Raw genomic sequence first — 19,932 nt, 5'->3', positions numbered from 1 at the left:
AGAACTGGGCCGCTGGAGACCCATATACCGCAAAAACGATGCCTTGAAATCTCAAATATCCGAAGTGTCCGTTTTGCGAGGCTGGACAGTCCGGCCTCGACGGGACAGACTGGCGACACCCCAAGGTAAAGATGCGGCGTCGATTTGGCCACGCCCCGGTAAGACCCCAGTTGGTCGAGTCGCCGCCCACAGAGGTGTGAGATGACAAGAGGCGAAGACTTGCTACAAGACGCCCTACGGCAGCTCGACGGCTGGAGCACCGACGATACCCGCATGAGCAGGGTCCTGACCCTGGACGAGAGCCAGCACGCCAGCTTGACCGAATGGATCAAGATCTACGCCGACGCCTTCGAACAGCGCCCCGACGTCAGCCGCAGCGACGGCCAGACCCGCATCGCGGTGGCCGGAACCGACGGCGTGACCCTGTCCGAGGTCAACTTCGCCGCCCGCGTCGAGGACGCCTACCAACACATCGCCGGCATCACCTCCCGCGGCCCGCGGTCCACCCCGCACGCCGACACCCCCACCGGCGCCCTCCGGGCATGGTGGAACCGCCGCCGCGACTCCCGGTAACCACTCACCGCCCCGGCGTCGACCCTCGCGGTCGAACCTCCACAACTCCTTCACATTCCGAGCGCGATTTCTCCATCCCGGCTCACTAAGTTCACTGGTGTGACAGCGAACAGACCCAGTGAGCAGGGGCGCCGGATCCTCGTCGTCGAGGACGAACCCACCATCGCCGCCTCGGTGGCCGCCCGGCTGCGTTCGGAAGGACACCGGGTGGAGATCGCCGCCGACGGCCCGGCCGCGGTCGCGGCCGACGCCGCGTTCCTCCCCGACCTGATCGTGCTGGACGTGATGCTGCCCGGTTTCGACGGCCTGGAAGTGTGCCGCCGGGTGCAGGCGCGTCGGCCGGTGCCGGTGCTCATCCTCACCGCCCGCGACGACGAGACCGACATGCTCGTCGGCCTGGGCGTCGGCGCCGACGACTACCTCACCAAACCGTTCAGCATGCGCGAACTGACCGCCCGGGTGAGCGCGCTCTTGCGGCGCGTCGACCGGCTCAGTGCCCCACCGCCCGCCGAGCCGGTGCTGCGGTTCGGCGACCTGCGCGTCGACCGGGCCGCCCGGCTGGTGCACCGCGGCGACGAGGAGGTGCACCTGACGGCGACCGAGTTCGACCTGCTGGTGTACCTGACCGAACACCCGCAGGCGGTGCTGTCCCGCGAACAACTGCTGGCCCAGGTGTGGAAATGGGCCGACGGCGGCGGCACCCGCACCGTCGACAGTCACGTCAAGGCCCTGCGCCGCAAACTGGGCGCCGAGGTCATCCGCACCGTCCACGGTGTCGGCTACGCCTGGGCGGCGGCGTCATGACCGACCGGCTGCGCTCCTGGTTCGACCTGCTGCCCCGTCCGCTGGACTTCATCGGTTCGATCAAACTGAAACTGGCGATCCTGCTGCTGGGCTCGGGAGCCGCCGGTGGCGCCGTGCTGTGGTACGGCCTGGGCATGATGCCGCCCAAGACCACGTTCACCGCGGCGTTGGTCGCGCTGCTCACGTCGCAGGTGCTGGCGCACGGCATGACCTCGCCGTTGCGGCAGATGACCGCCGCCGCCCAGGCCATGGCCCGGGGCGACTACTCGGTGCGGGTGCGCGCCACCTCCCACGACGAGGTGGGCCGGCTCGCCGAGGCGTTCAACCGGATGGCCGCCGACCTGGCCGCCGCCGACGGGCAACGCCGCGAACTGGTCGCCAACGTCTCGCACGAACTGCGCACCCCGATCGCGGCCTTGCAGGCGATGCTGGAGAACCTCGCCGACGGGGTGGCCAAACCCAGTACGCAGAGTCTTTCGGCGGCGGTCGCCCAGACCGAACGGCTGGGGCGGCTGGTGACCGAACTGCTGGACGTCTCGCGGCTCGACGCCGGTGACACACCGTTGCGGCGCACCGGCTTCGACGTTCGGTCTTTTGTGGACGACGCTATCGCCGAGGCCACCTTCCACAGCGACATCGACACCCACGTCGACGTGCCCGAGGGGCTTTGCGGCTACGCCGACGTGGAACGGCTGCACCAGGTCATGGCCAACCTGCTGGCCAACGCGGTGCGGCACAACCGACCCGGCGGCACCGTTTCCGTCACCGCCCGGCACCGCGACGACTGCCTGCTGCTGGAGGTCGCCGACGAGGGCCCCGGCATCGCCCCGGCCGACCGCGCCCGCATCTTCGAGCGCTTCACCCGCGGCGAACGCTCCACTCGCGACGGCGGCACCGGCCTCGGTCTGGCGATCGCCCGCTGGATCGTCGAACTGCACGGCGGCGGCATCGAGGTGACCGAAGCCAGCCCGGGCGCCGTCATCCGCGTCCGGCTACCCCTGGAATCCAAAGAGGAGGGAATTTCGATGAACGAACCCGAACCCCATCCCGACGCGGCGGCCACGCTGCCCGCGCCGGTGACCCCACCGATGCCGCTGGTGCGGCTGCCCGGGCCGGTGAGCCTCGGCTCCTGGTGGCGGGGCACCGCCGCCGGTGCCTCGTGGCGGTTCCTGCTGTCGGCCGCCGTCGTCGCGGTCTTCGGTGCCTTCGCCATCGTGGCGGACTCGACCGCCGGCGTCGGTGTCGGCCTCGCCCTGACCGGCATGGCGCTGGTGCTGCTGCCGCTGACCGTTGCCGGAGGGGAGCAACGGTCAGCGAAGGCGGTCGGCGCCGCCATGGTCTGCGCACTGTGGAGCGTCGTGGCGCTGCGCGACGCCGACTGGCTCGACACGCTGTGCGTGCTGGCCGCGCTCGGCCTGACCACCCTCGTGCTGGTGCCGCCCCGCCGGTTCGGCGGGATGATCCTGGGCGGCGTCGCGATGCCGCTGGCCATCGGCGGCGGCACACTGTGGACCTTCCGGGGCCTGCTGGGAATGGCGGGCCGCGGCTTCGGCGAACTGGGCAAGCTGGTGCGGGTGGCCGTCATCTCCGGAGCACTGCTGCTGGTCTTCGGCACCCTGTTCGCCGCCGCCGATCCCACCTTCGCCGGGCTGGTGAACCGGCTGCTGCCCGAACCCTTCGACGACACCACCACCGGCCGGATGATCGTCGGCGGTCTGCTGTTCGGGGCGCTGTGCCTGTGGGGCTACATCGCCACCACCGCGCCCCGCTTCGACGACCCGCTGCCGACCACCACCCGGCCCGCGTCCCGCGTCGAATGGGCGATCCCGCTGGGCCTGCTGTGCGCCCTGTTCGCGGCCTTCCTGACCGTGCAGGCCACCGCGTTCTTCGGCGGCGAGGACTACGTGCTGCGCACGGCGGGACTCACCTACGCCGAGTACGCCCGCACCGGATTCTGGCAGCTGTCGGCGGTGACCATGCTGACCCTGCTGGTCATCGCGGTCGCGGCCTGGAAGGCACCGCGCGCCGAACGCGTCGACCGGCTGTGGGTCCGGCTGCTGCTGGGCACGCTGTGCGTGCTGGCCCTGGTCGTGGTGGCCTCGGCGATCTACCGGATGAACCTGTACGCCGACGCCTACGGCCTCACCCGGCTGCGGGTGTGGGTACTGGCCGTCGAACTGTGGGTCGCGGCGGTCTTCGGAATGGTGCTGGCCTGCGGCTGGCGACTGAAGGCCAGTTGGCTGCCCCGGGCGGTGCTGGCGTCCGGTGTCGCGATGCTTTTGGGACTGGCGCTGGTCAACCCCGACGCGCTCATCGCCCGGTACAACATCGACCGGCACCAGCACGGCGCCGAACTCGACCTCAACTACCTGGCCGGACTGTCGGCCGACGCCGTCCCGGAGTTCGCCGCCCTGTCCGAGGCCGACCGCGCATGCGTGCTCAGCCTGATGGCCCCCGACTACAGCGACGAGACCGTGCTGACCTGGAACCTGAGCCGCCACAACGCCGCCACCCTGGTCGGCGAGACCGCGTCAGGCACCGAACCGGTCGACTGCGACGGATCCCGGTAGCCGCGACCGCCCGAGGACAGCGCTTCGGCGCCCCTCGGGCGGTGACTCATGAGGACAGTAGGACCGGGAGCGTGACGGCGGCGGTGATGAGCGCGTAGGCCAGCAACGTTCCGCCCATGACCGCGCCCACCAGCGCACTCGTAGTCCGCTTCGTCCGCCGCAACCGAGGCACCAGCGCGCCCAAGGCCACCAGTTGCACCACACCCGCCACCGCGATCGAGGCGTCGTCGAGCATCCACCCCAACGGCAGGAAATGCGCTGCCACCACCACCGCCACCCACCACGCCATCCAGCGGGACCGTCTCGTCCGAGCCAGCCACCAGCAACCACCTCCGGCGAGCACCACCTCGACGGTGACCAGTACCCCGAACCACTGGTACTTCCCCTCCAGAGCCGAATCCAGGCCCCAGTTCAAACCGGTCGCGGCCCCAAACCCCAGGGCGCAGGCGATCCCGAGCACCGACCCCGCCCCCAGCCAGCCGCGCCACCGTCTCGGGGGATCCTCCTGGGCCCAGCCCAGCCACACGCCGGTCATCAAGCCGAACCAGGCCGCTGTGAACAGCGCGTCGCGCAGGTAGTCGGTCAGCACACCCAAATCCTCACCATAGATAAATAGGTGTACGAGTATCCGGCCATCGACGACGAAGTCGATGGCCGGATCGGTGGTTTCTCAGCTCAGTCGGCCAAGCCCTGCACCCGGTGCTGCATCGAGCGGTACACCGAGTGGTCGTCGGTCTTCCACTGGCTCACGACCAGGTGCAGGTCGTTGATGGTCGAGCCGGGAATGATGTAGCCGCCGTACAGCTGCGCGACGTGCGAGTCGTCCTCCTGACCCCAGGGGGTGTTGAGGATGAGCTGCTTGTGGTGGGCCTTGGTGAGGTCGTCATTGGGCTTGTCGAACACGAGGCCGTCAATGCTCTCCTTGCCCTGGCTGGCGTTGAACCAGGTCATCACCCACTTGCCCTCAAGACGGCGCAGGCACATCTCGCCGGTGGGCTGGGTCCACACCTCGCCGGGAGTGCCGATGTTCCAGTCCCACTTCTTGGTGCCCTCGTCCCAGCCCCACCACTCGTAGGCGTTGGTGTCGGCGATGGCGTCCTTGTGGACCCGGTGCAGGATGAAGCCCACGGAGCGGTCGAACCGGCTGGAGAAGACATAGACCATGTCGTCGTCGTCCAGGGCCCAGGTCAACTGCTGCATCCGGCCACCGTGGACGTCACCGGCCCAACGCGCCTGGGTGTCCTGCCAGGACTCACCCTCGTCCTTGGACGACCAGATCTCCGAACGCAGGACGTCGCCCAGTTTCTCGCCGTGCACCATGACCTGAAGGAACATGGTGTCGCCGATGGTGATGATGTCGGACGGCAGCACAGTGGAGAACTCCCCGTTGTTGTGCTGGTAGTCCCACAACTGACGCGCGACCTCGCCGCCGATGGCGCCGTCGAAGACCAGCCCGGAGGGCAGATCCGTCGTGCCGCTGAACAAACCGATGGGGGAACGCCAGTTGGCGTCCTCCGGCGTCGGCTTGGGCCCCTCGTAACTGTCCCCGAAGATGTACAGGTTCTTGCCCTGCGGTGTCACCACGGGAATTCCCAGGTCGGTGCCGTTGACACCGAACTTGATCGTGTTGTCGTTGCCGGTGAGGTCGGCGATCTTCTTGACCGTGACCCCGGCACGGGTTTCCTTCTTCCCGCTGCTGTCCCCGGAGGCGTACGCGAGAGCGCCTCCGCCCAGTACCGCGGCACCGCCGACGGCACCCAGGCCAGCCTTCAGCAGTGTGGACCGTTTCATCTTGCGTCCAAAGAGGTTGGACGTTGACGATGCGTTGTTTTCGCCGGAACGCAAGTGATTCTCCTTTTTTCTTCTCGTGTGCCACGAGAAGTGTCGAATCTAGCGTCCGGGACCGGTCCCGGAGATGACATGTCGCAGATGGGACAGCGGAAATCCAGGGCACTCAGACGTTGAAGCGGAACTCCACTACGTCGCCGTCGCGCATGGTGTAGTCCTTGCCCTCCATGCGGACCTTGCCAGCGGATTTGGCCGCGGTCATCGAGCCGGCTTCCATGAGGTCGTCGAAGGAGACGATCTCGGCCTTGATGAAGCCGCGCTGGAAGTCGGTGTGGATCTCGCCGGCCGCTTCCGGGGCCGTGGCGCCCTGGAGGATGGTCCAGGCTCGGGCTTCCTTGGGTCCGGCGGTCAGGTAGGTCTGGAGGCCGAGGGTGTGGAAGCCGATGTGGGCCAGGCGGTCCAGGCCGGGTTCTTGTTGGCCGGTGGACTGGAGGAGTTCGAGGGCCTCTTCCTCGTCGAGGTCGACCAGTTCGGATTCGAACTTCGCGTCGAGGAGGACCGCGTCGGCCGGGGCCACCAGGGCCTTGAGTTTGGCCGCGAGCTCTTCGTCGCCGACCTGGGATTCGTCGACGTTGAAGACGTAGAGGAAGGGTTTGGCCGTGAGCAGGTGGAGGTCGTAGAGGGGTTCGGTGTCGAGACCGGCGGCGAAGACGGTGCGGCCGTTGTCGAGGACTTCGCGGGCGGCCTTGATGGCCTCGATCTTGGGCTGCTTGGACTTGTCCATCCTGGCTTCTTTTTCGAGCCGGGGGAGGGCTTTGTCGATGGTTTGGAGGTCGGCCAGGATGAGTTCGGTGTTGATGGTCTCGATGTCGTCGCCCGGGGAGACACGGCCGTCGACGTGGGTGACGTTGTCGTCGGAGAAGACCCGGACGACCTGGCAGATCGCGTTGGCCTCGCGGATGTTGGCCAGGAACTTGTTGCCCTTGCCCAGGCCCTCGCTGGCGCCCTTGACCAGACCCGCGATGTCGACGAACGTGACGGTGGCGGGCAGTACCTTCTGGGAGTCGAACATGGCCGCGAGTTTGCCCAGCCGGGCGTCGGGGACGCCCACCACGCCGGTGTTGGGTTCAATCGTCGCGAAAGGATAGTTGGCGGCCAGGATGTCGGCCCGCGTCAGCGCGTTGAACAGGGTCGACTTGCCGACGTTGGGCAGCCCGACGATACCGATGGTCAGTGAAGGCATGGATCGATCCTAAGCAGTCGATGTGGGGCCGTGACTAGTGTGTCCGGGGCAACTGGGACTGGCCGCACCGATGTGGCGCGAGTAGCGTATTGGGAAGATCTTGACACACAGCGCATTCAGGACCGGCAAGGACGCAGACCGGGCCTGTCACGGGACCCAAACCTTACGCGCCGTGTTCATCGTTGTTGACCCCCCTTCGCTTGTGCTGAAGCCCGAGAGGAATCTCCGTGACCGACTCCGCGTACGAGAAAAGCGGTGTGGCGACCCTAGAAGCCCCGGCGGTGGAGGCGGCCAAACCCACCGGCAAGCGTGCCCGTCGGGTGATCTGGCTGCTGTTGTCCGCCGCCTTCGTCATGATCCTCAACGAGACCATCATGGCGGTGGCCCTGAGCGAGCTCATGGACGACCTGAACGTCGTGGCCCGGACCGCGCAGTGGCTCACCACGGCGTTCATGCTGACCATGGCCGTGGTGATCCCGATCACCGGGTTCTTGTTGCAGCGCTTCAACACCCGGCCGATCTTCATGGGCGCGATGGGGTTCTTCTCGCTGGGGACCCTGACCGCCGCGTCCGCGCCCGGCTTCGAGGTGCTGCTGGCCGGACGGATCCTGCAGGCCTGCGGTACCGCCGTGATCATCCCGCTGTTGATGAACACGATCATGACGCTGGTGCCCGCCGCCGAGCGCGGGAAGATGATGGGCAACATCTCGATCGTCATCTCGGTGGCGCCCGCCATCGGCCCGACGATCTCCGGCGTCATCCTCAGCGTGCTGGACTGGCGGTGGATGTTCCTGCTGATCCTGCCGATCGCGCTGGTGGCCACGTACATCGGGTACCTGCGCATCGAGAACGTCGGTGAACCCAAGCGGGTGCCGATCGACGTGTTCTCGGTGGTGCTGTCGGCGCTGGGCTTCGGCGGCCTGCTCTACGGTCTGAGCCAGATCGGTGGCGGCGCCGAGGGCGGCACCGACGGTGGCGCGCAGCCGTCGCCGATGCCGATGTGGATCGCGCTGGGCGTCGGCCTGGTGTCGCTGGTCGTGTTCGTGCTGCGCCAGATTCGGTTGCAACGGGAGGACCGCGCGCTGCTGGACCTGCGCACCTTCAAGTCGATGAACTTCAGCGTCTCGATCGGCATGATCATGATCAGCATGGGGACGCTGTTCGGCACCGTCATCCTGCTGCCGATCTACACCCAGAAGGTGCTCGAACTCAGTCCGCTGTTCACTGGCTTGCTGTTGCTGCCGGGCGGGCTGGTGATGGGCCTGATGGGGCCGATCGTCGGACGCATCTTCGACCGCTTCGGTCCCCGGGTGCTGCTGGTTCCCGGTGCGCTCATCATGACCGTCATCATGGTGCTTCTGACCTTTGTGGGCGAAGACACCTCGCCGTACTCGCTGCTGGCCGGGCACATGCTGCTCAGCGCCGGACTGGCCGCGCTGATGACGCCGCTGTTCACCGCCGGGCTGGGTTCGGTTCGTCCCGACCTGGTCCCGCACGGCAGCGCCATCCTGGCCACCTCGCAGCAGGTCGCCGGTGCCGCCGGTACCGCCCTGTTCGTGACCGTGATGGCGATCCAGGTCGCCGCGTCCACAGCGGGCGGCGCCAGTGAGGCCACCGCCCTGACCGAGGGCGTGCGGGCGGCGTTCTTCGTCGGCATCATCACCTCGGTACTGGCCGTCATCGCCGCGTTCTTCGTGCGCAAGCCCGAGGAAGCGCCCGAGGGCGCCGGACACTAGGACCACAACGAGAAAAGCCGCGACGCCGAACAGCGTCGCGGCTTTTCTCGTCGTGGCTAGTGCTTGACCTGATCCCGGCGGAAGATCTTGCGGCCCAGCCAGGTGACCGGGTCGTACTTGCGGTCGACGACGCGTTCCTTCATCGGGATGATCGCGTTGTCGGTGATCTTGATGTGCTCGGGGCAGACCTCGGTGCAGCACTTGGTGATGTTGCAGTAGCCCAGACCCTGCTCGGCCTGCGCGAGTTCCTTGCGGTCGTCGCGCTCGTCCAGCGGGTGCATGTCCAGCTCGGCGGCCCGGATGAACATGCGCGGCCCGGAGAAGTCCGGCTTGTTCTCCTCATGGTCGCGCACCACGTGGCAGGTGTTCTGGCACAGGAAGCACTCGATGCACTTGCGGAACTCCTGCGAGCGCTCCACGTCGACCTGCTGCATCCGGTACTCGCCGGGCTCCAGATCGGACGGGGGCGCGAAGGCGGGCATCGCGCGCGCCTTGTCGTAGTTGTACGACACGTCGGTGACCAGGTCCCGGATCACCGGGAAGGTCCGCACCGGGGTGACGGTGATGGTCTCGTCGTCGCCGAACAGGTTCATCCGGGTCATGCACAGCAGCCGGGGACGGCCGTTGATCTCGGCCGAACACGAACCGCACTTGCCGGCCTTGCAGTTCCAGCGGACCGCCAGGTCCGGGGCCTGGGTGGCCTGCAGCCGGTGGATGACGTCCAGGACGACCTCACCCTCGTTGACCTCGACGGTGAAGTCGGTCAGTTCACCGCCCTCGTCGTCTCCGCGCCACACGCGGAAATGGCGCTGTGTGCTCATTCCTCGTCACCGTCCTTCGCCGAGCCGCTGACGGCGGCGTCGTAGCGTTCCAGTTCCTCGTTGGTCATGTACTTGGCCAGCTCCGAGCGCTCGAACAGCGCCAACAGCTCCTCGGGCATCGACGGCAGCGGCTGCCGCTTCAGCGCGACGTCGGGACCCGGCAGCGTGCACACCAGGTTCACCTTGCGCCAGGACGGATCCATGCCGGGCGCGTCCTCACGGGTGTGCCCGCCGCGCGACTCCGATCGCTCCAGCGCCGCCTTGGCGATGCACTCCGACACGATGACCATGTTGCGCAGGTCCAGCGCCAGGTGCCAGCCGGGGTTGTAGGCGCGGCCGCCGATGGCCTTGACGTTCTTGACCCGCTTCTTCAGGTCGTCCAGTTTGACCAGAGCCTCTTCCAGCTCCCCGGCCCGGCGGATGATGCCGACCAGGTCGTTCATCACCTGCTGCAGTTCGGCCTGCAACGCGTAGGGGTCCTCGGCGTCGTCGGGAAGCTCCGCCACCAGCACCGCCTCGGCGGCCGCCGCGACCGTCGCGGAGTCCGCATCGGACACCCGCGGGCGCTCGTCCAGCGCGTCGAGGTACTTCGACGCGTGCTCACCGGCGCGCTTGCCGAACACCAGCAGGTCGGACAGCGAGTTGCCGCCCAGCCGGTTGGAGCCGTGCATGCCGCCGGAGACCTCACCGGCCGCGAACAGACCCGCCACCTTGGACTGCTGGGTGTCGGGGTCGACCTCGACACCGCCCATCACGTAGTGACAGGTGGGACCGACCTCCATCGGCTCCTTGGTGATGTCCACATCGGCCAGTTCCTTGAACTGGTGGTGCATCGACGGCAGCCGCTTGATGATCTCCTCGGGCTTGAGCCGGGTCGACACGTCCAGGAAGACGCCGCCGCGCGGTGAACCGCGTCCGGCCTTGACCTCGGAGTTGATCGAACGGGCCACCTCGTCGCGGGGCAGCAGCTCCGGGGGCCTGCGGTTGTTCTCCTGGTCGTCGTACCAGCGGTCGGCCTCGGCCTCGTTGTCGGCGTACTGCGCCTTGAACACGTCCGGGATGTAGTCGAACATGAACCGCTTGCCGTCGCTGTTGCGAAGCACGCCGCCGTCGCCGCGCACCGACTCGGTGACCAGGATCCCCTTGACCGAGGGCGGCCACACCATTCCGGTGGGGTGGAACTGGACGAACTCCATGTTGACCAGTGAGCCACCGGCGCGCAGCGCCAGCGCGTGACCGTCTCCTGTGTACTCCCAGGAGTTGGAGGTGACCTTGAAGGACTTGCCGACGCCGCCGGTGGCCAGGATGACCGCGGGCGCCTCGAACAGCAGGAACTCGCCGTTGTCGCGGCGGTAGCCGAAGGCGCCCGCGACCCGGTCGCCGTCCAGCATCAGCTCGGTGATGGTGGTCTCGGCGAAGACCTGGAGTTTGGCCTCGTAGCTGCCGGAGTTCTTCTTGTCGTCCTGTTGCAGTGAGACGATCTTCTGCTGCAGGGTGCGGATCAGCTCCAGACCGGTGCGGTCACCCACGTGCGCCAGCCGCGGGTACTCGTGCCCGCCGAAGTTGCGCTGCGAGATCTTGCCGTCCTTGGTGCGGTCGAACAGGGCACCGTAGGTCTCCAGCTCCCAGATGCGCTGCGGCGCCTCCTTGGCGTGCAGTTCGGCCATCCGGAAGTGGTTGAGGAACTTCCCGCCCCGCATGGTGTCGCGGAAGTGGACCTTCCAGTTGTCCTTGGAGTTGACGTTGCCCATCGCGGCGGCCGCGCCGCCCTCGGCCATGACGGTGTGGGCCTTGCCGAACAGGGACTTGGAGATGATGGCGGTCTTCTTACCCGCCAGCCGGGACTCGATCGCGGCCCGCAGACCGGCGCCACCGGCGCCGATGACGAGGACGTCGAAGGAGTGGCGTTGAATTTCAGACACTGTTTTCTCCCACTCCCTAGATGATGGTCAGATCGGTGAAGACGCCCGCGGAAACCATCCACACGTAGGCGTCGGCGATCACCACGGAGAACATGGAGACCCAGGCCCAGAACTGATGGCGTTTGTTGAGTTTGGACACTTGCGTCCACAGCCAGTACCGGATCGGGTGCTTGGAGAAGTGGGTCAGCCTGCCGCCGACGATGTTGCGGCACGAGTGGCAGCCGAGGGTGTACGCCCAGATGGCGATCGCGTTGAGTACCAGGATCACGGTGCCGACACCGACGCGGAAGTCACCGGCCTGGTCGAAGAAGGCGATGCCCGCGTCGTAGGTCAGCACCGCGCCCACCAGGACCGCCGCGTAGAAGAAGTAGCGGTGCACGTTCTGGAAGATCAGCGGGAACCGGGTCTCGCCGGTGTACTTCTTGTGTCCATCAGGGACGGCGCATGCGGGCGGCGACACCCAGAACGACCGGTAGTAGGACTTGCGGTAGTAGTAGCAGGTGGCGCGGAAACCGCCGGGCAGGATCAGGATGATCATCGCCGGGCTCACCCAGGACGGCAGCGCCGACAGATCGAACGGCTGGCCCAGGAAGTGGCTGGAACCCTCGGTACACGTCGTGGCCAGACACGGCGAATAGAACGGTGCCAGGTAGCTCTGTTCCGGAGACCAGTAATAACCGTCGACGAAAAGTCGGACGGTCGCGTAGATGAGAAAACCGGCGAGTCCCAGAAACGTCAGCAGTGGCGTCAGCCACCAGTTGTCGGTTCGCAAATGGCGTTTCGAGATCGCGGCCCGGGCCTTGCCCGGGGTCTCGATTGTGGATGTCATCCTTGGTGCGCTCCCTCGCGCGGCATTGGGGAGTCCCATACCCGCGCTTTCCAAGGTGGTCGATGGGCCGACCGGTTTTCGGGCACGCGCGTATCGGGCTCGCATGGTTACTGCGGCCCGCAGAATATATCCCTCCGCCGAACGGTCGAGTTCGCCCTGCCGTCAAGCCCGTCCAGCATGCCACTTAGGGCAGCCTAAGAGTTCCCCGGAATGATCGACCTCACTTGCGCTTGATCGCTCCCGCGCCTAGCCTGTGGCGAATCTCCGCTTTGTGGGGCGTGTTGGCTGCGGTGTCAGGAGTTTTCTGATTAACTCACGCTGCACGGACGTTTGCTGCTGGGAAGACGGTGTGAACCGGCACGTTTCCACCGGTAGGGCCCTACCCGGCGAGTCCATTAAGAACTAGATATCGAGGAGACGTGACGGTGCGTAAATCACGCGTCATCGCCGCGGCTACCGCTCTCGTCGTGGCCGGTTTGGGCCTGACGGCATGCAGCAGCGGTGGCGGCGGAAGTGCCGAGTCCGGCGAACTGCGCCTGGGCATCGACGAACCCAAGAGCTTGATACCGGCGAACACGACGGAGTCCGAGGGCGCCGCCGTATTGGAGCGTCTCTACGTCGGTCTCTACACCTACAACCCGGACGGATCACTCAAGCCGGTCATCGCCGAGAGCGAGCCGCAGTCCAAGGACTCCAAGACCTGGACCATCAAGATCCAGGAGGGCTGGGAGTTCCAGAACGGCGAGAAGATCACCGCCGACACCTTCGTGAAGTCGTGGAACTTCGCCGCCTACGGCGCCAACGCCAACACCGGCGCCGGTTTCTTCTCCAAGATCGCGGGCTTCGAGGACGTTCAGGGTGAGAAGCCCAAGTCCAAGGAGATGTCCGGCCTCAAGGCCAAGGACGACACCACCCTCGAGGTCACGCTGACCAACGAGTTCGTGGGTTTCCCTGTGACACTGGGCTACCAGGTGTTCGCGCCGGTCGCCGACGCGTGCCTTGAGGACATCAAGGCCTGCAACGACAAGCCGATCGGCAATGGACCGTACGAGATGGACGGTAAGTGGAAGCACAAGGAGTCCATCACCGTCAAGCAGTGGAAGGCCTTCAAGGGCGAGAAGCCCAACATCAAGAAGACCTTCTTCAAGATCTACACCGGTGACTCCACCGCCTACCCGGACTTCGAGGCCGGGAAGATCGACATCTCGGGCATCCCGTCGGAGAAGTACGAAGAGGCCAAACAGGAGTACGGCGACGACATCATCCAGGAGAAGACCGCCAACACCTGGGGCATGGCCTTCCCGTCCAACGACAAGAACTACAAGGACCCCGACGTCCGCAAGGCGTTCTCGATGGCGATCGACCGCGACGCCTACATCAAGGGCACCTTCCAGGGCCGCTACGAGACCGCCAACTCGTGGACCCCGCCGATCATCCCGGGCTACAAGGCCGACACCTGCGGCGACACCTGCGTCTTCAACAAGAAGGAGGCCAAGAAGCTGTTGGACTCCACCGACTTCCCGCAGGACGAGAAGGTGGTGCTGTGGACGACGCCGGGACCGGGTGAGGACTACACCAAGAAACTCGGCGACATGATCAAGGACAACCTGGGACTCGAGTACGAACTGGAGTCGCTGGAGTGGGCCGACTTCCTGCAGAAGCGGACCGACCACGAGATCACCGGTCCGTACCTGAGCGGCTGGGTTCCCGACTACCCGCTCAACGAGGACTACCTGGCGCCGCTGTACGGCAACGGTCCCGAGAACAACTTCGGTTACTACAACAAGGACTTCGAGGCGGCCCTGCAGGCGGGCGACACCGCCAAGGACCTCGACGCCGCGGAACTGAAGTACCAGGAGGCCGAGGAGATGCTGGCGGACGACCCGCCACTGGCTCCGATCTGGATCGAGTCGACCGCCACACTGCTGGGCGACCGGGTCGACACCAAGACGTACAAGCGCAACCCGATCCTGGGCGGCTTCGACATCTACAAGCTGAAGCTGACCGAATAGTCCATCGTGCTCCGCCTGGTTCACGTCCCTCGTGGACAGGACCAGGCGGAGCCCCATTTAACGTGAAACGGGAGGCCCCCACATGGGGCGCTACGTGATTCGCCGCCTGTTGCAGGCGGTGCTGACCTTCGGCCTCGTGCTCTTCCTGCTGCATTACCTGCTGTCGCTGGCGATTCAGCTCAACGGCAACCCGGCCCGCACCTTCTTCGGCAACAAGTCCCCGTCCCCGGAACAGCTGGCCGCGGTGGAGAAGCGCTTCGGACTCGACGACGCCTGTCTGGATCAGTTGGGCAACCCCTGCCTGACGATGTTCGGCAAGCGGTTGGGCGACTGGGCCACCTTCGACTTCGGCACCGACTTCCAGGGCACCGAGGTGTCCTCGTTGATCGCGCAGGCGATCCCGCCGACGTTGACGCTGTTCGCGATCTCCACCGCCGTGTGGATCCTGTTCGGTGTCACCGCCGGGGTGCTGGCGGCGTTGCGGCGCGGGAAGTTCTTCGACCACCTGACCAAACTGGGCACCGTCGCGATGATCGCGGTGCCGACGTTCCTGCTGCTGGTGCTGACCCAGAAGGTCGTCGGTGTCTGGCTGGGCAACTGGGCCCGCGACACCTTCGGGCGGGACAGTTTCCTGGCGGTGATCTTCCAACCGTCCTACGACCCGTACCAGCCGTTCCTGTCGTTGTTGGTGCCCGGACTCGTGTTGGGGGCCTTCGGTATCGCGGGCATCACCCGGCTGTCGCGGACCAGCATGCTGGAGAACCTGCGCGCCGACTACGTGCGCACCGCCAAGGCCAAGGGGCTCAAGCCGACCCGGGTCGTCATCGCCCACACACTGCGCAACTCGCTGATCCCGGTGGTGACGCTGGTGGGCTTCACGCTCGCCGAGGCGCTGGGCGGGGCGGTCATCACCGAGGGCGTCTACAGCATCCCCGGCATGGGCGGGCTCGCCTGGCGGGCCACCCGGGAGAACGACCTTCCGGTCGTGATCGCGGTCGTCGCCATTCTGTCCATCTGCTACATGATCGTCACCTTGATCATCGACCTCATGTACGCCGTGCTCGACCCGAGGATCCGCTATGAGTGATGTGTCCGCGATCGAAGAGGCGGTGACCGAGACCCCCAAGGTCGCCAAGCCCGCGAGCCTGTTCGGCGACGCCGTGCGGGATCTGCGCAAGCGTCCCACCGTGATCCTGTCGGTGGTCATCATCGTCCCGATCCTGCTGATCGCGTTCTTCCCGTGGCTGTTCACCAGCGTCGACCCCGAGGTCTGCCGCATCGCCAAGGTCAAGGCGCCCCCGGAACCGGGTCACCCCTTCGGTTTCAGCCCGGACGGCTGTGACTACTACGCGCAGACCATCTACGGCGCCGGACCGTCCATAAAGCTGTCGCTGATGGTGGTGATCGGCACCCTGATCATCGGCGGTCTGGTCGGCATCCTCGCCGGTTACTACGGCGGCTGGCTGGACGCGGTCTTCTCCCGGGCCGTCGACACCTTCAACTCGATCCCGTTCCTGCTGGGCGCGCTGCTCATGCTGAGCATGTTCCGCAACGTCGAGATCCCGTTCGTCAGCGCCAACCTGGCCGCGATCCTGCCCGCCGTCATCACGCTGATCTTCTTCGGCTGGACCAGCACGATGCGGCTGATCCGCGCCAGCGTCATCGAGTCGCGCGGTCTGGACTACGTCCAGGCGGCGAAGTCGCTGGGCGCGTCCAACCGCCGGATCATGTTCCGCCACATCCTTCCCAACGCCGTCGCCCCGGTCATGTCGCTCATCCCGCTGAGCATCGCGGGCATGATCTCGGCCGAGGCGACACTGTCCTTTCTGGGCATCGGTGTCCGGCCCCCGGCCATCAGCTGGGGCATCATGATCTCCAAGGCCAGCGACATCTTCGTGACCAACCCGATGCTGCTGATCATCCCCAGCATCTTCCTCGTGGCGACGGTGCTGTCCTTCGTCCTGCTCGGCGACGCGATCCGCGACGCCCTCGACCCGAAGCTGCGTTAGGGAGGGCCCATGAGCACTGAGGAATCCACGTGGAGTGCCGACGCCGCCGGTGACTCGTTCGTGGCCGACCTCCCCGGCTACGACTCCGATGCCCCACTGTTGACGGTGGAACAGCTACAGGTGGAGTTCCACACTCGCGAGGGCATCGCCAAGGCCGTCAACGGTGTCGACTTCACCCTCGACGAGTGCCGCACGATGGCGATCGTCGGCGAGTCGGGCTCCGGCAAGAGTGTCACCTCGCAGGCCATCATGGGCATCCTCGACATCCCACCGGCCAAGGTGGCCGGTGGCCGGGTGTTGTTCCGAGGCGTGGACCTGTTGAAGCTCAAGCCAAAGGACATGCGCCGGGTGCGGGCCAACCACATCGCGATGGTGTTCCAGGACGCGCTGTCCGCTTTGAACCCGGTGTGGACGGTCGGCTACCAGCTCGGCGAACTGTTCCGTGTCCACAGAGGAACATCTCGCGCGGAGGCGAAACGCCGGGCGATCGAACTGCTCGACCTGGTGCGGATCCCGGCCGCGCGGCAGCGCGTCGACGAGTACCCGCACCAGTTCTCCGGCGGTATGCGGCAGCGCGTCATGATCGCGATGGCCCTGGCACTCGACCCCGAGATCCTGATCGCCGACGAACCCACGACCGCGCTGGACGTGACGGTGCAGGCCCAGATCATGCGGCTGCTGGGCGACATCCAGGCCGAACGGAACATGGGGCTGATCCTCATCACCCACGACCTGGGTGTGGTCGCCGACGTCGCCGACGACGTGACCGTCATGTACGCGGGCCGCGCGGTCGAGCAGGCCGGGATCGACGAGATCTTCGAAGCGCCGGCCCACCCGTATACGAAGGCGCTGTTGCGTTCGATTCCGCGCCTGGACGTCAAGGGACAGCGGCTGGAGGTCATCGCGGGTCTACCGCCGGTGCTGACGAACATCCCGCCCGGCTGCGCCTTCGCGCCGCGCTGCCACTACGCCCAGGACATGTGCACCCGGGCCGTCCCGCCGCTGGCGCCGGTGGATCCGGGCCGCACGGCCGCCTGCTACTTCGCCCAGGAGGTCAAGAACGATGTCTGATCCCGCAACCGTCGCCTCGGGCGGGGCACCGGTCCTGGAGGTCAAGGATCTGGTGAAGCACTTCCCGATCCGCACCGGGATCGTGTTCAAGAAGAAGGTCGGCGCGGTCAAGGCCGTCGACGGTGTCTCACTCTCGTTGGGGCGCGGCGAGACGCTGGGCGTGGTGGGGGAGTCGGGCTGCGGAAAGTCCACTCTGGCCAAAATGCTGGTCGGACTGGAGAAGCCCACCGGCGGATCGATCCGGATCCGCGGCGAGGACGTGGTCGGGCTGGGCCGCCAGGGTCTGCATCGGTTGCGGCGCAACGTGCAGATGGTGTTCCAGGACCCGTACACGTCGCTGAACCCGCGCATGACCGTCGGCGACATCATCGGCGAACCCTTCGTCATCCACCCCGACGTGGTACCCAAGACCGGCAGGCGCAAGGCCGTGCAGGACCTCTTGGACACCGTCGGCCTCAACCCGGACCACATCAACCGGTACCCGCACCAGTTCTCCGGTGGGCAGCGGCAGCGCATCGGCATCGCGCGGGCGTTGGCGTTGAAGCCGGAGATCCTCATCTGCGACGAGCCGGTGTCGGCGTTGGACGTGTCGATCCAGGGTCAGGTCATCAACCTGCTGGAAGAGCTTCAGGACGAGCTGGGTCTTTCCTATATCTTCATCGCCCACGACCTGAGCGTGGTGCGGCACATCGCCGAGCGCGTGGCCGTGATGTACCTGGGCAAGGTCGTCGAGCTGGGTACCGAGGACGAGATCTATGAGTCGCCGATGCACCCGTACACGCAGGCGTTGCTGTCGGCGGTTCCGGTGCCGGACCCCAAGGCGCGTGAACACAAGGCCGAGATCATCCTGGAGGGCGACGTGCCGTCCCCGGCGAACCCGCCCTCGGGCTGCCGGTTCCGCACCCGCTGCTTCAAAGCCCGTCAGGAATGGGCGAAAACGGTCACTGCCGAGCAGAAGGCCGAAACACCGCTGGTCGAACAGGTTCCCGACATATGCCGCGACGAACAGCCGCCGCTTCAGATCCGGCCCGGAGCAAATCACCCGAACGCCTGTCACTTCGCGGCGCCGCGAAACGTCCTGCATGACGCTTAATGTTCATTAAAATGGGTTGACAGTTCTGTCCGAAACGCTGAATTCAGCGTTTCAGACAAGCATCCATAAAGCGGTTGTGGCAAGTGAATATCCCAGCCACTACCTGTCCGTTTTGTGGGGATCTGGGATAGTATGACCGGCCCGATTCCTACTATTTGCCGGAGTTTCCACGAACGTGCGCCCAACTGTGGCCGAGTTGTTATGCGTCCGATGGCTTTTGGTGCCGCAGGTCACCGCTTGCCGAAGTACGGTCTTCCGCAGGCGCGCGAACTGTCTGGCAGATCACGTGGTGATGTTCACTGCGCGTCGAAAACTTCTGGCTATCCCCGAAAGCTTGGAAAGGTGCGGTAGGGCCCATGAGCGATGATGCGGCGAGCACTGGGGTCGATGTGGGCACGACACGGGCTCACGATCCCGGTGCGCCGATAGGCAACGTTCAGGTGGGCGAGGCAACGCTGACGATGAACGGCGACCCCGACCCGGACGAACCCAAAGAGATCATCGGCCGATCCCCCGGGCAACTGGCCTGGCAGCGGCTGAAGCGCGACAAGACCGCGATGACCGCCGGAATCATCGTGGCACTTATGTTCATCGTCGCCTACGGGGCGCCGATCATCGAGATGATCTACGGCCACTCGCCGACCAAGAACAACCCGGACCTGCTGGACCTGGACTCCCGTCCGCTCGGACTGCTCAACGGCGTCAGCGGCGACCACTGGTTCGGCATCCAGCCCAACACCGGACGCGACGTGTTCATCCGGGTCGTCTACGGGCTGCGGACCTCGCTGACCATCGCGATCATCGCCACCATCGTGACGATCGCGCTGGGCGCGCTCGTCGGCGCCATCGCCGGGTTCTTCGGCCGCAAGGTCGACGCGGCCCTCGGCTGGATCACCGACGTCGCCATGGCGCTGCCGTTCCTGATCTTCGGTCTGGCCTTCATCCCGGTCGCCGGAACCACCATCGCGGGCGAGGGTGAGACCCCCGGCCCGATCCTGGTGGGCGGGCTGCTCATCTTCCTGTTCGTGTTCTTCGGCTGGATGGGAAGCGCCCGGCTGGTGCGAGGTCAGGTGATCTCGCTGCGGGAACGCGAGTTCGTGGAAGCCGCCCGCGCCGCCGGAGCCGGCAACGGGCACATCATCTTCAAACAGATCCTGCCCAACGTGTGGGCGCCGATCCTCGTGACCTTCTCGCTGATGGTGCCGCAGCTGGTGACCGCCGAGGCGGCACTGTCCTTCCTGGGTATCGGTATTCCCGAACCCACCCCGGACCTCGGCGTCGACCTGGGTGACGCGATCTCGGTCCTCGAGGGCGACGGGATGTGGTTCTACTTCGCCGTCGTCGGCGGAACCCTGTTCCTCATGGTGCTCGCCTTCAACCTGCTGGGGGACGCGGTGCGTGACGCGCTCGACCCGAAGTCCAGCCGGTAGTCCACCGTCCCAGTCCATACCAGGAGACAAC

The 19,932-nt window shown here is 66.2% G+C and carries 15 protein-coding genes and 1 pseudogene; 10 read left to right on the top strand and 6 right to left on the bottom strand.

Going from position 1 to position 19,932, the window contains the following annotated elements; all coding sequences use genetic code 11:
- Nucleotides 1–273 precede the first annotated feature (273 nt).
- The 3 genes from SNAS_RS27325 (at nt 274) to SNAS_RS27315 (ending at nt 3,947) form a co-directional block, all read left to right on the top strand.
- Complete coding sequence (locus tag SNAS_RS27325) at nt 274–573, top strand: hypothetical protein (RefSeq protein WP_211207255.1); 300 nt, start codon at nt 274–276, stop codon at nt 571–573.
- Nucleotides 574–639: 66 nt separating this feature from the next.
- Complete coding sequence (locus tag SNAS_RS27320; RefSeq protein ID WP_052305162.1) at nt 640–1,377, top strand: response regulator transcription factor; 738 nt, start codon at nt 640–642, stop codon at nt 1,375–1,377.
- Nucleotides 1,374–3,947: a DUF4153 domain-containing protein gene (locus SNAS_RS27315; protein WP_013020726.1), complete on the top strand. Its 2,574-nt coding sequence runs from the start codon at nt 1,374–1,376 to the stop codon at nt 3,945–3,947. The genes SNAS_RS27320 and SNAS_RS27315 overlap by 4 nt, the downstream gene beginning before the upstream one ends.
- Before the next feature lie 46 nt (nt 3,948–3,993).
- Here SNAS_RS27315 and SNAS_RS27310 read toward each other — a convergent pair whose 3' ends face one another.
- From SNAS_RS27310 to ychF, 3 genes are all read right to left on the bottom strand, one after another.
- On the bottom strand, nt 3,994–4,536 hold the full coding sequence (locus tag SNAS_RS27310; protein ID WP_013020725.1) for a hypothetical protein: 543 nt from the start codon (nt 4,534–4,536) through the stop codon (nt 3,994–3,996).
- A gap of 86 nt (nt 4,537–4,622) precedes the next feature.
- Nucleotides 4,623–5,738 (bottom strand): DUF4185 domain-containing protein, encoded by a 1,116-nt coding sequence (locus SNAS_RS27305; RefSeq protein ID WP_013020724.1) that lies wholly within the window; start codon nt 5,736–5,738, stop codon nt 4,623–4,625.
- Between the two features lie 163 nt (nt 5,739–5,901).
- Nucleotides 5,902–6,978, bottom strand: coding sequence for a redox-regulated ATPase YchF (ychF, locus tag SNAS_RS27300; protein WP_013020723.1), 1,077 nt, complete (start codon nt 6,976–6,978; stop codon nt 5,902–5,904).
- 227 nt (nt 6,979–7,205) lie between these two features.
- Here ychF and SNAS_RS27295 point away from each other — a divergent pair, with 227 nt between their 5' ends.
- On the top strand, nt 7,206–8,714 hold the full coding sequence (locus SNAS_RS27295) for an MDR family MFS transporter (RefSeq protein WP_013020722.1): 1,509 nt from the start codon (nt 7,206–7,208) through the stop codon (nt 8,712–8,714).
- Nucleotides 8,715–8,779: 65 nt separating this feature from the next.
- Here SNAS_RS27295 and SNAS_RS27290 read toward each other — a convergent pair.
- The 3 genes and pseudogenes from SNAS_RS27290 to SNAS_RS27280 all read right to left on the bottom strand — a co-directional run.
- Nucleotides 8,780–9,535 (bottom strand): annotated as a pseudogene (locus SNAS_RS27290) (succinate dehydrogenase/fumarate reductase iron-sulfur subunit); the annotation flags it as partial.
- Nucleotides 9,532–11,457, bottom strand: a complete 1,926-nt coding sequence (locus tag SNAS_RS27285; protein ID WP_013020720.1) for a fumarate reductase/succinate dehydrogenase flavoprotein subunit — start codon at nt 11,455–11,457, stop codon at nt 9,532–9,534. The gene SNAS_RS27285 and the pseudogene SNAS_RS27290, both read right to left, overlap by 4 nt.
- Nucleotides 11,458–11,473: 16 nt before the next feature.
- Nucleotides 11,474–12,286 (bottom strand): hypothetical protein, encoded by an 813-nt coding sequence (locus SNAS_RS27280; RefSeq protein WP_013020719.1) that lies wholly within the window; start codon nt 12,284–12,286, stop codon nt 11,474–11,476.
- Nucleotides 12,287–12,711: 425 nt separating this feature from the next.
- Between SNAS_RS27280 and SNAS_RS27275 the strand changes: the two genes are divergently transcribed.
- The 6 genes from SNAS_RS27275 (at nt 12,712) to SNAS_RS27250 (ending at nt 19,901) form a co-directional block, all read left to right on the top strand.
- On the top strand, nt 12,712–14,298 hold the full coding sequence (locus SNAS_RS27275; protein ID WP_013020718.1) for a peptide ABC transporter substrate-binding protein: 1,587 nt from the start codon (nt 12,712–12,714) through the stop codon (nt 14,296–14,298).
- 82 nt (nt 14,299–14,380) lie between these two features.
- Entirely contained in the window at nt 14,381–15,385 is a 1,005-nt protein-coding gene (locus SNAS_RS27270) for an ABC transporter permease (protein ID WP_013020717.1), read from the top strand.
- On the top strand, nt 15,378–16,307 hold the full coding sequence (locus SNAS_RS27265) for an ABC transporter permease (protein WP_013020716.1): 930 nt from the start codon (nt 15,378–15,380) through the stop codon (nt 16,305–16,307). Before SNAS_RS27270 ends, SNAS_RS27265 begins: the two co-directional genes overlap by 8 nt.
- A 9-nt stretch (nt 16,308–16,316) precedes the next feature.
- Nucleotides 16,317–17,378 carry an ABC transporter ATP-binding protein gene (locus SNAS_RS27260; RefSeq protein ID WP_013020715.1) on the top strand — a complete coding sequence of 354 codons (1,062 nt, stop codon included), beginning with the start codon at nt 16,317–16,319 and terminating at the stop codon, nt 17,376–17,378.
- Nucleotides 17,371–18,471 carry an ABC transporter ATP-binding protein gene (locus SNAS_RS27255; RefSeq protein ID WP_013020714.1) on the top strand — a complete coding sequence of 367 codons (1,101 nt, stop codon included), beginning with the start codon at nt 17,371–17,373 and terminating at the stop codon, nt 18,469–18,471. Before SNAS_RS27260 ends, SNAS_RS27255 begins: the two co-directional genes overlap by 8 nt.
- A gap of 440 nt (nt 18,472–18,911) precedes the next feature.
- Nucleotides 18,912–19,901 carry an ABC transporter permease gene (locus SNAS_RS27250; RefSeq protein ID WP_041625213.1) on the top strand — a complete coding sequence of 330 codons (990 nt, stop codon included), beginning with the start codon at nt 18,912–18,914 and terminating at the stop codon, nt 19,899–19,901.
- Nucleotides 19,902–19,932 lie beyond the last annotated feature (31 nt).

The sequence above is a fragment of the Stackebrandtia nassauensis DSM 44728 genome (genome assembly GCF_000024545.1).
In the GTDB taxonomy this organism is placed as follows: Bacteria; Actinomycetota; Actinomycetes; order Mycobacteriales; family Micromonosporaceae; genus Stackebrandtia; species Stackebrandtia nassauensis.
Note: the sequence above shows the minus strand (reverse complement) of the source record. Positions and strands in the feature narration are given on the sequence as shown.

What these genes read in the sequence shown, in the direction of transcription:
- SNAS_RS27325 (WP_211207255.1), top strand. Translation starts at nt 274, where the DNA reads ATGAGCAGGGTCCTGACCCTGGACGAGAGCCAGCACGCCAGCTTGACC.
- SNAS_RS27315 (WP_013020726.1), top strand. Translation starts at nt 1,374, where the DNA reads ATGACCGACCGGCTGCGCTCCTGGTTCGACCTGCTGCCCCGTCCGCTG.
- SNAS_RS27305 (WP_013020724.1), bottom strand. Translation starts at nt 5,738, where the DNA reads ATGAAACGGTCCACACTGCTGAAGGCTGGCCTGGGTGCCGTCGGCGGT.
- ychF (WP_013020723.1), bottom strand. Translation starts at nt 6,978, where the DNA reads ATGCCTTCACTGACCATCGGTATCGTCGGGCTGCCCAACGTCGGCAAG.
- SNAS_RS27280 (WP_013020719.1), bottom strand. Translation starts at nt 12,286, where the DNA reads ATGACATCCACAATCGAGACCCCGGGCAAGGCCCGGGCCGCGATCTCG.
- SNAS_RS27270 (WP_013020717.1), top strand. Translation starts at nt 14,381, where the DNA reads ATGGGGCGCTACGTGATTCGCCGCCTGTTGCAGGCGGTGCTGACCTTC.
- SNAS_RS27265 (WP_013020716.1), top strand. Translation starts at nt 15,378, where the DNA reads ATGAGTGATGTGTCCGCGATCGAAGAGGCGGTGACCGAGACCCCCAAG.
- SNAS_RS27260 (WP_013020715.1), top strand. Translation starts at nt 16,317, where the DNA reads ATGAGCACTGAGGAATCCACGTGGAGTGCCGACGCCGCCGGTGACTCG.
- SNAS_RS27255 (WP_013020714.1), top strand. Translation starts at nt 17,371, where the DNA reads ATGTCTGATCCCGCAACCGTCGCCTCGGGCGGGGCACCGGTCCTGGAG.